General features: G+C 32.0%; 9 protein-coding genes. 4 read left to right on the plus strand and 5 right to left on the minus strand.

The features are described from left to right. Window positions 1–343 precede the first annotated feature (343 nt). From AC0608_RS07305 to tsaD, 3 genes are read right to left on the minus strand one after another with little or no spacing between them, the layout of a single operon-like run. Window positions 344–982: a DUF4159 domain-containing protein gene (locus tag AC0608_RS07305; RefSeq protein WP_478288609.1), complete on the minus strand. Its 639-nt coding sequence runs from the start codon at window positions 980–982 to the stop codon at window positions 344–346. Window positions 983–1,002: 20 nt separating this feature from the next. Continuing rightward, window positions 1,003–1,710 (minus strand): 16S rRNA (uracil(1498)-N(3))-methyltransferase, encoded by a 708-nt coding sequence (locus AC0608_RS07310; protein ID WP_478288610.1) that lies wholly within the window; start codon window positions 1,708–1,710, stop codon window positions 1,003–1,005. A gap of 3 nt (window positions 1,711–1,713) precedes the next feature. Next, window positions 1,714–2,736, minus strand: a complete 1,023-nt coding sequence (gene tsaD, locus AC0608_RS07315) for a tRNA (adenosine(37)-N6)-threonylcarbamoyltransferase complex transferase subunit TsaD (RefSeq protein WP_417960265.1) — start codon at window positions 2,734–2,736, stop codon at window positions 1,714–1,716. Between the two features lie 236 nt (window positions 2,737–2,972). Between tsaD and AC0608_RS07320 the strand changes: the two genes are divergently transcribed. The 4 genes from AC0608_RS07320 (at window position 2,973) to AC0608_RS07335 (ending at window position 10,769) form a co-directional block, all read left to right on the plus strand. Beyond that, window positions 2,973–7,370 carry a translocation/assembly module TamB domain-containing protein gene (locus AC0608_RS07320; RefSeq protein ID WP_478288611.1) on the plus strand — a complete coding sequence of 1,466 codons (4,398 nt, stop codon included), beginning with the start codon at window positions 2,973–2,975 and terminating at the stop codon, window positions 7,368–7,370. 367 nt (window positions 7,371–7,737) lie between these two features. Further along, the gene (pfkA, locus tag AC0608_RS07325) at window positions 7,738–8,724 is read left to right on the plus strand and encodes a 6-phosphofructokinase (RefSeq protein ID WP_417960263.1); all 987 of its coding nucleotides are present in this window, start codon (window positions 7,738–7,740) and stop codon (window positions 8,722–8,724) included. Between the two features lie 74 nt (window positions 8,725–8,798). Next, a complete protein-coding gene (gene gap, locus AC0608_RS07330) occupies window positions 8,799–9,803 on the plus strand; it encodes a type I glyceraldehyde-3-phosphate dehydrogenase (RefSeq protein WP_478288612.1) in 1,005 nt (334 codons plus the stop codon). A 114-nt stretch (window positions 9,804–9,917) separates the two neighbouring features. Next, the gene (locus tag AC0608_RS07335; protein ID WP_417960261.1) at window positions 9,918–10,769 is read left to right on the plus strand and encodes an N-acetylglucosamine kinase; all 852 of its coding nucleotides are present in this window, start codon (window positions 9,918–9,920) and stop codon (window positions 10,767–10,769) included. Between the two features lie 154 nt (window positions 10,770–10,923). Here AC0608_RS07335 and AC0608_RS07340 read toward each other — a convergent pair whose 3' ends face one another. Beyond that, window positions 10,924–11,304 (minus strand): RidA family protein, encoded by a 381-nt coding sequence (locus tag AC0608_RS07340; protein WP_478288613.1) that lies wholly within the window; start codon window positions 11,302–11,304, stop codon window positions 10,924–10,926. A gap of 62 nt (window positions 11,305–11,366) precedes the next feature. Continuing rightward, on the minus strand, window positions 11,367–14,117 hold the full coding sequence (locus AC0608_RS07345) for a putative LPS assembly protein LptD (RefSeq protein ID WP_478288883.1): 2,751 nt from the start codon (window positions 14,115–14,117) through the stop codon (window positions 11,367–11,369). Window positions 14,118–14,143: the final 26 nt, after the last annotated feature.

Consider the following 14,143-nt stretch of genomic DNA (forward strand, 5'->3'; position numbering starts at 1 on the left):
CTTTTTTAAAATAAAACAAATTTTCGGTAATTGGTTCTATTGAAGTAATTTATAATTTTTTTTAGGAGTATGTTCTGAAAATCTAGTCTTAAAAAAACGACTAAACACAGTTTTTAAATAGGATATAGACATATACGCTTATAAGTTTGGTGTCGCTTTAATAAATATACCTTATTAGATTGAATTATTAACCTAGAAGTAGTTTGCCCGAGAATTATTTGGCCTTGATAAATTTAGTAAAATAGAGGTTCTTTACTTTTATTTTTTTCGAAAATTAAAATGGTTTCTAAGGGAAACAGGTATACTGATTTTAATTAAGGAAGCGGTTTTAGCAAAGCTAATATTAATTATTAAAGAGATAATTAATGATATTAGCACCCATTTTCAATGCTTTTTCACGAACTTCTTTTGGATCATTGTTAACTTCAGGATCTTCCCATCCGTCACCTAAATCGCATTCATAGGTATAAAGTAAAACTAATTTAGTTTTTACAAATATTCCAAAGGCCTGAGGTCGTTTTCCATCATGCTCATGTATTTTGGGTAATCCATTTGGGAAAGAGTTTGGTCTTTGAAATATGGCATGACTTGCCGGGATTTCAACTAAATCAGTGTTTGGGAATATTTTTTTAATTTCTTTTTTAATGTATTGATCCATCCCGTAATTATCATCAATATGAAGAAATCCGCCAGCAAGGAGATAATTTTTAAGGTTACTTACATCAGCATTACTAAAAACGACATTTCCATGGCCGGTCATGTGAACATAAGGATACGAAAATAAATCAGGGCTACTAGGTTCTACAGTTGCTACTTTGGATTTAATTCGGGTGTTAATGGTAGTATTGCAATATTTAATTAAATTAGGAAGCGAAGTAGGGTTTGCATACCAATCACCACCACCGCTGTACTTTACCAAAGCAATTTCTTGTGCATACGATGGGATAGAAAGTAGGAACAGCAGATAAAATATTTTTTTCATAGGTAATAAATAAGACATCCTTATTCTTCATTGAAGAAAACAACACTGTGACAGGCAACAATTGCAGCTGTTTCTGTTCGTAGTCTAGTGTTTCCTAACGAAACAGGTGTAAAATTATTTTCTAGTGCCAGAGCAATTTCTTTTTCGGAAAAATCGCCTTCTGGGCCTATAAGCATGGTAATATCCTCGTTAGGTTTTAAAACTGATTTTAAAGTTCTTTTATCTGTTTCTTCACAATGGGCGATTAATTTTAAACCTCCATTTTTAAGTTTAATGAATTCTTTGAATGTAATGGCATTGTTTAATTTTGGAAGATACAATTCATTAGATTGCTTCATTGCAGTTAATAGAATTTTATCAAATCGTTCCGCATTAACAACTTTTCGTTCGGAGTGGTCACAAATAATGGGCGTAATTTCATGTACTCCTATTTCTGTTGCTTTCTCCAGGAACCACTCAAAGCGATCATTCATTTTAGTAGGAGCTACAGCCAGATGCAATCGGTATTTTGAAGGCGCCTTTTTTTCAAATGAAAGTATTTTTACAGTACATTTACTGTCAGAAGCCAAGGTGATTTCCGTCTTGAATAAATCTCCTAAACCATTAGTGACATATAATATATCAGTATCTTTTTTTCGTAAGACTTTGATAATGTGTTTGCTTTCTTCTTTGTCAAAAGAAAAATTTTGCGTAGAATCTGTAATATTTGGATTGTAAAATAATTGCATAATTTAGAATTGTATTCTTGCTTTAGAAACTACTGCTGAAGTTTCAAATGTTTGTGTTAAAAATTTTTGATAACCCACAATTCCAATCATTGCAGCATTATCAGTCGTGTATTCAAATTTAGGAATAAAGGTCTTCCAACCGTATTTATGCTCTGTTTCTTTTAGTGTATTTCGAATTCCAGAATTTGCGGAAACCCCACCTCCAATGGCAATTTGTTTTATTCCGGTTTCTTTTACCGCTAATTTTAATTTGTCCATTAAAATTTCAATAATTGTATGTTGTATCGATGCGCAAATATCATTTAAATTTTCATCAACAAAATTTGGATTTTCTAATTTTCTCTTTTGAATAAAATATAGAATCGCCGTTTTTAATCCCGAAAAACTAAAATCCAATCCAGGAACTTTTGGTTTGGTAAATACAAAAGCTTTTGGATTTCCCAACTGTGCATATTTATCGATCAAAGGACCTCCTGGATAGGGAAGACCTAAGATTTTAGCACTTTTATCAAAAGCTTCGCCAACTGCGTCATCTGTGGTTTCGCCAATTACTGTCATATCAAAAAAGTCAGCTACTTTAATTATTTGAGTGTGTCCCCCGCTTATAGTCAAGGCCAAAAATGGAAAACTAGGTTTCTCAAAACCATCTTCTTTAATAAAATGAGCTAATACATGTGCTTGCATGTGGTTTACCGCAATCAGAGGAATTTGTAACGCCAGTGCCAATGATTTAGCAAAAGAACTTCCTACTAAAAGGGAACCCATAAGCCCCGGCCCTTGTGTAAAAGCAATTGCAGATAATTGTTCTTTTTGTATATTTGCATTTCTCAGTGCTGCAGCTACCACAGGAACAATATTTTGTTGGTGCGCACGAGAAGCTAATTCAGGAACTACACCACCATATTGATTGTGAATTAGCTGATTTGCCACAACATTTGACAACACTTTATCGTTTTGTAAAATGGCAGCTGCAGTATCGTCACAGGAACTTTCGATGGCAAGAATAAAAACCTCAGGATTTTGCATAAAAAGGCACAAATTTTGAATTATATTTGACAGATAAATTATGTAAATAACTTTTTGTAAACAGGCAAAATTAGATAATTTTTATCAAAGGCACCTTGTTTCTAAAGGCAAAATAAAATATTAGAAAATTTAAAGAGTAAATAGGTATCAAAAAAATTATTAAAATAGCATTTCGTTTACTTTTGGGGCTGATCCTACTATTATTAGTGCTTGGTATTGCACTAACTATTCCGGTAGTGCAAACTAGAATTGCTCAGTATTTTACCAATAGTATCAATAAAGATTTTGGAACTAATATTACCATAGATGGAGTTGCTATTTCAGTTTTTGGTGGAATAAAATTCAAAAAAGTATTAATTCTGGATCATCATAAAGATACTTTGATTTATTCGGAACGGATTGCCACCACAATTTTAGAAGGTAAAAAATTACTCGACGGGGATTTGATCTTTGATGACTTAGATGTGCATGGATTAGTTTTAAACTTGAAAACATATAAAAATGAAAAGGAATCTAATCTTGACAAATTCATAAAAGCTTTTGAAACAGGAAAACCCTCAAGTAGAAAATTTTTGCTTAAAGCAAATAAATTACAAATCTACAATGGACGTTTTATTGTAATGGATTTCAATAGAGAGAATCCAAAGGATCTTGATTTTACTAAACTGAATGCCTCTGTAGATGATTTTTTAATATTTGGGCCAGATGTAACCACCCAGATCAACAAAATGTCTTTTCTTGACTTTCGTGGATTGTATGTTAAAAATTTGAAATCTAAATTCACCTATTCAAAGAAAAATATAAAGCTTGAAAATCTGGATTTATTAACCAAGGAATCCACTTTGAATGGAACAGTTTTATTGAATTATAAAATAGAAGATTTCTCCAACTTTACGGATAAAGTGCTGTTTGATATCCAACTGAATTCGGCTTCCATAGCCTCGAATGATATTCGCTATTTTTATAAAGAAATTGGTAAAAACCAACATTTTTATACAAAAGCAAGTATCAAAGGGACTCTTAATGATTTAAAGTTTAAAAATTTGGAATTAGTTGATGATCGAAAAACACAAATTATTGGCGATATCAATTTTAAAAATTTATTTGCCAAAAAAGGACAGAAATTTTCGATGTATGCAAAGTTTGACAAGTTGACTTCTAGTTATGAAGATTTGGTCGTCATTCTACCTAATATTTTGGGAAACAAGTTGCCTACATCGTTAAAAAAATTCGGAAGATTTTCAGCTTCAGGAACTTCTAATGTTTCTACGACTGCCGTTAAAGCTGATTTTTCAATGATAACCGCATTAGGAAGAGTAACTTCTAATTTAGAGATACAAAATATAAATGTAATTGATAAGGCGTCTTATTTAGGAAATGTAGTTTTAGAAAACTTTGATATTGGGACTTTATTGGATCAAAAAGAGTTAGGAAGAGTTAGTTTGAATATTGATGTGGATGGCAAAGGTTTTAAACAAAAATATTTAAACACTGCGATCAAAGGCGCTATTAGTCAAATTGACTATAAAAATTATAAGTACACCAATATTGTTGTCAATGGTACTCTAAAAAGTCCGAATTATAAAGGTCAGATTTCAATTAATGATCCAAATTTGGTAATGACTTTTGACGGTTTATTAGATCTTAGTCAAAAAGACAATCGATATGATTTTCATATTAATGTTGAAAATGCTGATTTGAATAAATTAAAATTAGTTAAAGATTCTGTTTCTGTATTTAAAGGTGATGTTGTGGTTCAGGCAACAGGAAATAACATAGAAAATTTTCAAGGAAATGTATATATCAATAAAACGTCTTTTAAAAACGCGAAGGATACTTATAATTTTGATGATTTTACAATAATTTCTTCTTTTGACCCAAATAGGGTACGAACTATAACGGTGAATTCTCCTGATATCGTTGAGGGTGAGATTATAGGTAAATATGAATTCAATCAATTAGAAAATTTAGTAAAGAATTCTTTGGGAAGTTTGTACACCAATTTCAAACCCAGCAAGGTAAAGAAAGGCCAGTTTCTTAAATTCAATTTTTCAATTTACAACAAAATAATCGAAATATTTTATCCCGAAATTTCAATCGGGGCTAATACGATTGTTAAAGGAAATATCAATTCTGACAATCAGGAATTTAAACTCAATTTTAATTCACCACAAATTATAGCTTCTAATACTACATTTGATAATATTAGGGTTTCAGTTGATAATAAAAACCCGCTTTATAATGCCTATGTTGAATTAGATAGCATCAAAACAAAATACTATAAAATACGCGATTTTAGTCTTATAAATGTTACGATGAAAGATACATTGTATTTTCGTTCGGAATTCAAAGGAGGACCAAATGCAGAGGATTATTATAATCTAAACTTATACCACACGATAAATAAGGACAATAATAATGTTGTGGGAATTAGTAAATCAGAAGTTAAATTCAAGGACTATCTTTGGTTTTTGAATGAAAAAGAAACACCGGATAATCAAATCGTTTTTGATAAGTCATTTAAAAATTTCAATATTGATAATATAATTTTATCTCATGAAGATCAGTCCATTTCATTAGGTGGAGTATTTAAGGATACCACTATTAAGGATTTGAAGTTGAGTTTTAAAGATGTTGATTTAAACCAAATTACGCCTACCAATGAAAAGTTTATTGTGCATGGAAACATAAATGGAGCAGTAAATTTTAAGCAGAATAAGGATGTTTACCAACCTACTTCCTCTATAGTAATTGATAATTTAAATGTAAATAAAACGGATTTAGGTACTTTAAATTTTGATATTGAAGGTGATGAAAGCCTTAGGAAATTTACTATAAATTCGAATTTAGAAAATGATAATCTAGAATCATTTAATGCTGACGGAAGTTTTGAAATTGTTAATAAAGAGACTATTCTTGATTTAAAATTAAATTTCGAAAAATTTAATATCGCCACTTTAAACTCACTCGGCGGAGAAGTGTTATCTAACATTAGAGGCTCAATAGCAGGAAACGCTACAATTGAGGGGAATCTCAAAAAGCCGAATATCAATGGACGTTTATTTTTGGATGATGCTGGAATAACAGTGCCGTATTTGAATGTAGATTATGCCTTAAGTAACAACACAATTATTGACTTAACAGATGAGCGATTCTTGTTTAGAAATAATACTCTAACGGATACTAAATACGGGACTAAAGGGAATTTAAATGGAAGTATTCAGCATAGTAATTTTACAGACTGGAAATTAGATTTAGCAATTAGTTCAAAAAGACTAGTAGCGCTAGATACTAAAGATAGTGAAGATGCCGCTTATTATGGGACAGCATTTATTGATGGTACAGCAACTATAAAAGGGCCTACCAATTCCTTGTTTATAAAAGTAAATGCAAAATCTGAAAAAGGGACTGCTGTCAAAATACCGATTAACAATGCAGAGAGTGTCAGTGACAATATCTTTATTCATTTTGTAAGTGCCCAAGAGAAATATAATTTAGAAAAAGGAATTGTTGATAATACCAGGAATTATAATGGACTTGAATTAGAATTTGATTTTGATATTACTCCAGACGCAGAAGTAGAAGTTATTCTAGACCGGAATACTGGTCATGGTATGAAAGGTAAAGGGTTTGGATCGTTATTGTTTAAGATTAATACTTTAGGAAGATTCAATATGTGGGGGGATTTTCAGGCTTATGAAGGAACGTATAATTTCAAATATGGGGGACTTATCGATAAGAAATTTGCAGTTAAAAAAGGTGGCTCTATTTCCTGGGAAGGCAACCCGATGAAAGCCCAATTAAATCTTGAAGCGGTATATAAAACCTCTGCAAATCCTGCAGTTTTATTGGATAATTCTTCGTTTAATACTAAAGTTCCCGTAGAAGTGGTAATAGGACTTCGTGGCGATTTAACAAGTCCAGAACCTGATTTCAATATTGAATTCCCAACGGTTAGTAATGTATTAAAGTCAGAAATTCAATATAAATTAAATGATAAAGATGTACGACAAACACAAGCCTTGTATTTGTTGTCTTCTGGAGGGTTTTTAAGCCCCGAAGGAGTAAGTCAATCTGATTTTTCTGGAAGCTTATTTGAAACAGCATCTAGTATTTTAGGCGGTATCATTCAATCGGACGATGAAAAATTTAAAGTTGGGCTCAACTTTATTGGTGCTGACAGAAGAATAGGGAAAGAAACTGATGGACGATTTGTTGCTACAATTTCATCTAAAATTAATGAAAGGGTTACTATTAATGGTAAATTGGGAGTGCCTTTTGGAGGAATAAACGAATCGGCAATTGTTGGGGACGTTGAAGTACTTTATAGAGTAAACGAGGATGGGAGCCTTAATTTAAGGCTTTTTAATAAAGAGAATGATATTAATTATATTGGTCAAGGGATAGGTTATACACAAGGTTTAGGAGTTTCTTATGAAGTAGACTTTGATACTTTTAAAGAATTTGTCAATAAGATTTTTAAAAACCTTAAATTTGATAAGGTCACTACTCCAGCTTCTGAAGATCAAGATTCTAATTTATCTCCAGATTACATTAATTTTTCTAAATCCAAGAAAACGAATACTGTAAGAATTAAAAAAAATCAAGAAGGTTTAATTCCGGAGGAAAATTAATTTTTTAATTTTAAGTATTAATTTTAATTTACGATAATCACAAACTAAGATTAAATTAAATACCACTTCCAGCGCTGGTCCTATTTTAAGTTTTTTGTTAAAATGTAAAAGCAAAATTTCCTAAGATTTGGTATCCATAAATAATGCAGTGTTTGCCCTGTTTTTACAATTAAAAAACAGATCAATTGTTAATTGTTAAATAAAAGTAGACTATTTTTTAATTTTGTTAAATAAAATTTAATTTATTTTGATTTTTCAAAAACTTATTAACGAAAACGTTTGAATTCATCATGCTTTACTAATTTATTAAAAACACAGCCTTGAAAGTGGTTAATGTTTGCTAGTTTTACACTTTAATACTTAAATAATGCCAAAAACAATAAAAAAAGTTGGTGTTCTAACCTCGGGAGGTGACTCACCAGGAATGAATGCTGCTATTCGATCGGTTGTTCGAACTTGTGCTTATCATAACATAGAATGTATAGGAATTTATAGAGGGTATCAAGGAATGATTGAAGGTGACTTCAAAGAAATGGGACCTCGAAGTGTAAACAACATTGTCAATAAAGGAGGGACGATTTTAAAATCGGCTCGATCTTTAGAATTTATAACTCCCGAAGGAAGAAAAAAAGCTCACGAAAACCTTACCAAAGCAGGAATCGACGCTCTAGTAGTAATAGGTGGTGACGGCACTTTTACAGGAGGTTTATTATTCAATACTGAATTTAATTTTCCAGTGATGGGAATTCCAGGAACTATAGATAATGATATTTTTGGAACGAGTCATACCTTAGGATATGATACGGCATTGAATACTGTAGTAGATGTAATTGATAAAATTAGAGATACAGCAAGTTCACACAACCGTTTATTCTTTGTAGAGGTAATGGGGAGAGATGCAGGACATATTGCTTTGAATGCAGGTATTGGTGCAGGAGCAGAGGAAATTCTTATTCCTGAAGAAGATTTAGGTTTGGATCGATTACTAGAATCGCTGCAAAAGAGTAAGGCATCAGGAAAATCTTCGAGCATAGTTGTTATTGCAGAAGGCGATAAAATAGGTAAAAACGTATTCGAATTAAAAGATTATGTGGAAGCTAATTTACCGGAATATGATGTTAGAGTTTCTGTATTAGGTCACATGCAGCGTGGTGGATCACCGTCTTGTTTTGATAGAGTTTTAGCAAGTAGATTAGGTGTGAAAGCAGTAGAATCATTGTTAGAAGGGAAATCAAATTACATGGTTGGATTGCAGAATGATAAAGTTACCTTGACACCTCTGGAGCAAGCAATTAAAGGGAAAACTGAAATTGATAGAGAATTATTAAGAGTTTCAGACATTATGTCTACATAAGTGGTTAAAGTTTATTGTGAGGAAATTAGACTTTATATTGAGTTAATAAAAATGAACAAAAAAATTAAAGTAAAATGTCAAAAGTAAAATTAGGAATAAACGGTTTTGGAAGAATTGGAAGAATTGTTTTCAGAGAATCTTACAACAGAGATAATGTAGAAGTAGTAGCAATTAATGATTTATTAGACGTTGATCATTTAGCTTATTTGTTAAAATACGATTCAGTTCACGGACGTTTTGCAGGAAAAGTAGAAGTTAAAGACGGGAAACTTTTTGTAAACGATAAACATATCAGAATTACTGCAGAAAGAGAGCCTGCAAATTTAAAATGGGATGAAGTAGGAGTAGATGTTGTTGCTGAATGTACCGGTTTCTTTACCACTATTGAAACTGCAAGCGAGCACATCAAAGGTGGTGCTAAAAAAGTAATTATTTCAGCGCCTTCAACTGATGCTCCAATGTTTGTAATGGGAGTAAATCACGATAAAGCTTTAGCAACTGATACTGTTGTTTCAAATGCATCTTGTACTACAAACTGTTTAGCTCCATTAGCTAAAGTAATAAATGATAACTTTGGAATTGTTGAAGCGTTAATGACTACTGTTCACGCAACAACTTCAACACAAATGACTACAGATGGTCCTTCTAGAAAAGACTGGAGAGGTGGTCGTGCAGCTTCATGTAACATCATTCCATCTTCTACAGGTGCTGCTAAAGCAGTAGGAAAAGTGATTCCTTCATTGAACGGAAAATTAACAGGGATGTCAATGCGTGTTCCTACAACGGATGTTTCTGTAGTTGATTTAACTGTAAAAGTTGAAAAAGAAACTACCTACGAAGAAATTATGGCTGTGTTAAAAAATGCTTCTGAAACGACAATGAAAGGTATCTTAGGATATACGGAAGATTTAGTTGTTTCTCAGGATTTTGTTTCTGATTCAAGAACATCTATCATTGATGCTAATGCTGGAATTGGATTGAACTCTACTTTCTTCAAAATCATCTCTTGGTATGATAATGAATATGGATACTCTAGCAAATTAATTGATTTATCTGTGCATATTGCAGGGTTAAAATAATTCTCTATATTTACAAATCCCGTTAACTTTGTTTTACGGGATTTTATTTTTTGTTGCTTTTCTTAATTAAATAATTTTTAAAGAGGCAACCCCAAAACCCAAAAAACCATAAAAATGAGATTAATAGTTGATAGTGGTTCTACCAAAGCCGATTGGATTGCGATAGATGACAATGGAAAAGTATTATTTACAACTCAAACATTAGGATTAAACCCTGAAGTGTTAGAAGCCGATGAAATTATTGAACGTTTAAACGATCGTTTCGATATTTTACAGAACAAGAAAAATGCAACCCATTTATTTTTTTACGGAGCAGGTTGTGGTACCGATAAAATGAAAATTACACTTTCGCAAGTTTTTCAAACGTATTTTGCTAATGCTATTATAGATGTTAAAGAGGATACGTATGCTGCTGTTTATGCAACCACTCCCAAAGGAGAAAAAGCAATAGTTTCTATTTTAGGTACGGGGTCAAACTGTAGTTATTTTGATGGAAAAGAATTGCATCAAAAAGTACAATCTTTAGGTTACATCGCCATGGATGATTGTAGTGGAAACGTTTTTGGAAAAGAATTAATTCGAAAGTATTATTTTAATAAAATGCCAAAAGAATTGGCTGTTGAATTTGAAAAAGAATACGATTTGGATCCGGACGCTATAAAAAGCAAGTTGTATAAAGAACCCAATCCAAATGCTTATTTAGCCACTTTTGCCAAGTTTTTAATTCAGCATAAAGAAACAGAATTTTGTAGAAAAATTATCTTTAAAGGGATGAAGTCTTTTGTAAAAAATTACATTAAACAGTATGACAATTGCAAAGAGGTACCTGTACATTTTGTAGGATCAATTGCTTTTTATCTAAAGGAAGAATTAAAAGAAACTTTTGATAAATACGAACTACAACTAGGAAATGTTTTAAGAAGACCTATTGATGGACTAATAGCCTATCATATTGCTAATAAATAGTTTTACGAAGACCTTCGCCTAATCAAAAAATCACTAGTCATTTACTTTTAAAAAGGAAAATGACTAGTGATTTTTTAAATATATATAATAAAGCAGATGTTCAAATAGCATCAAACGGATTGCTTACTGGTATGCGTGAATACAGAGACCGATTTTAAAGTATAGCTATCATCGAAATTTCAACATTTACATTTTTTGGCAAACAAGCCACTTGAACCGTTTCACGGGCTGGAGCGGTTTTTTCATTGAAATAAGATCCATAAATACTATTGATTTTTGTAAAATCATTCATATCCATAATAAAAATGGTTGTTTTTACAACATCATCAAATGACATTCCTGCAGCTTCTAATACTGCTTTCATGTTTTGCATGACTTGTTCGGTTTCGGTTTCAATGGTGCCCGTAATTAATTCCCCGTTTGCAGGGTTTATCGCAATTTGTCCCGAAGTGAAGAGTGTATTTCCTTTAAGGATTGCTTGGCTGTAAGGTCCAATTGGAGCTGGAGCTTTCTCTGTAAAAATTATTTTTTTCATATAGTGGCGGTATTTTTTAATTCAAGAAGGTAATGCTAAGTATTATTTAACCTAAAATCGAATTATCGATTGATCGTACTTCGTTTATCCCATTTGATATCACTAAGCACACCGGATTTTATTCCGATGAAGAAACCCCAGTTTGCATTAGTACCAAATGGAGACCAGTTAAAATCCATTCTCCAGCTTAACAAATCTCTTTCAAAACGAAGCTGTGTAAAAGTAACTCCTTTTTGAACAAAATCATAACCAGTAGAAACACCTGCTTTCCATTTTGGGGTTATATCGGCATTTGCTGAAATCATTATGGAATTCCCTATAATTTTATTTTCTCGGTTGTTATTACCGTATGTTAAAGAATAGGCGAAAGTCATGTCCCATGGTAATTTAGAGTTAAAAAATTCTGAAATTTTATCTTCACCATCATCTTCGTCCTCATCCTCAAACTGACTTCTCCTGTTGTCGCCTAGGTCTGTATTAGTACCAAATAAATCATCTCCGCGTCCGCCGTTTCGTTGACTTTGAACGTTTTTATCTTTTTTGGTATCTTCTTTACCTTTACTTGAAATAGAATAATTTAGAGTCATATTGGAACTGGTCATTCTAAAAAGGCTACCACCGTTATCAATATTAAAAACATTAATTCGGTTTCCAGAATTGTCAATGGCATACGGATCTAATGTAGCTCCAAAATTGACATTCATTTTATTATTCAATAATTGAGTACCTCCACTAAGTCTAATAGGCGAGAAGGCAAGTGACGTAACACCATCGGCATCAATATTATAACTAGTAGAAAGGTTTAAGTTGTTAAGTAACATTATCTTTTTTGGTTCTACTTTTGTGCTGTCTTTATCAGTAACTTTTGCTTCAAAAGTGTTACTCAAATCAAAGCCTAACGTATTAGAATTGTTTAAACCTGGTGCACCAAAAATCCCACTTTCAAATCTAGAATATTGTTTGATCATTGTTCCGGTGGCATCTGACGCATAGGTGTCATAATATTTTTCAAAACTAGGCGTATATCCGTAGGATACTGAGGGTCTCATGACGTGTCTTATTGATTTAATTTTTTTGTCATTTCCAAAATTAAAAGTTCCATAAATTGTAGTTCCTACGCTAGAGGAGAATGAGTAGGTTCTAAAAGCATCAAAACCATTGATAGTTTTATCAACAACTCTGCTTTGGTCTTGATCATATCTTCTTTCAATTGTTTTGGTATACCAGATTTCTTCGTAATTCATAGATGTACTAGCACTAAAATATTTGAACAATTTAAAATTAGTACTTAATGGAATGCTGTGCTGAAACCCAATTTTCGCATCGCGGAACATTTGGGGTTTAAAAAATAACGAATCTGTAGTAACGATGCTGTTGCGGCCGTTTAAATTATACTGTAAATTTATATTTTTGAAAAAACCTTTCTTCATACCATCTTTTCCCACAAAAGGATAGATTCGATCTACACTCAATTGTAATGTTGGCAATGTCATGTTTATCTCTTGAGTCTGGGTGTTTTGCGAATGTGTTGCTGTTAGTGACATCCTAACTTGAGGAACTGTGGTGAAATTTTTAGAATACGATATCGAAGAACTCAATGTATTATTGAGGTTTGATCCAATATTGACTTGATTGATGGATTGCTGAAAATACCTACTGCTTCCAAGATTGACAGAAGCTGAAAAACTGGAGTTAGGATTGGATTTTGAATCTTTAGAATGGGACCATTGGATGTTATAAATATTTTGTTTTGAATAATCCGGATACCCCCTTTCACTGTTTATTAAATTTTCAAATCGAATGTTTAAATTACCTCTATAATTGTATCTTTTTGCATAACTAGATTCAAAACGCATTCCGTAACTGCCATTGGTATAATAGTCCCCTAATACGGTTAAATCATAATTATCGCTAAGTGCAAAATAGTACCCTAAATTTTGAAGTGAAAATCCTCGGTTATTAGAGTCGTTATAACTGGGTAATATTAATCCCGAAATACTAGTCTCTTTGCTCATTGGAAAAAAAGCAAAAGGCAAAGCAATAGGGGTAGGAACATTGGCAATAACCATATTGGTCAATCCAGTCACCACTTTTTTGCCAGGGATAAACTTTACTTTATCAGTTTGAAAATAATATTCTGGATTGTCTATATCTTTTGAAGTTGTAAATCGGGCTCCTTTTAAAAAATAAACGGAATCATTTTCTTTTTTGGTTATTGTAGCTTTTATTTTAAATTCTCCTTGATCGGATCTTGAATTCCAAATTAGCGCTTTTTTAGTTTTAAAATTAAAGCGTATCGAATCGGGTTCGATTACATTAGCACCTTGTTTGAAATTTGGAAATTGAGTATAGGCACCAGTAGAATCTTTGATACGTCCTGCATATACCTCGTTTTTTTCATAATCCATAATGATTATTCCAGACTTCAATTCAACGTCTTGATAATACAATTCGGCTTTATCGTAAAGCGTAATGATTTTTTTCTTCTGATCTATTTTAGCATACTGATTCGCTTTGTATTTTACTTTACCGTCAAGGAAAGCCTTTTTAGGTTTAAGGGTGTCCGTTTTTATCGTATCGCTTTCTTTTTCAAGAGTTAAAACAGGTCTTGGATCTTTAGTGTCACTTTTTTTAGTGCTATCTATTTGTCTGTTAGAGGGTATAGCTGTCTTTTTTTTGGGTATGTCTTGAGAATATAATTTACCAGAACCTAATGATAGGAAAAATGATAATAAAACGATATTAAATAAGTTTGTATACAAAGGTTTAAATGCTATTTTTGTAAAAGTATGGCCTGTTTTTTGACATGTCAAACTTACATATAATTTTTTGTCAAAAA

The sequence above is a fragment of the Flavobacterium sp. GNP008 genome (genome assembly GCF_056428965.1).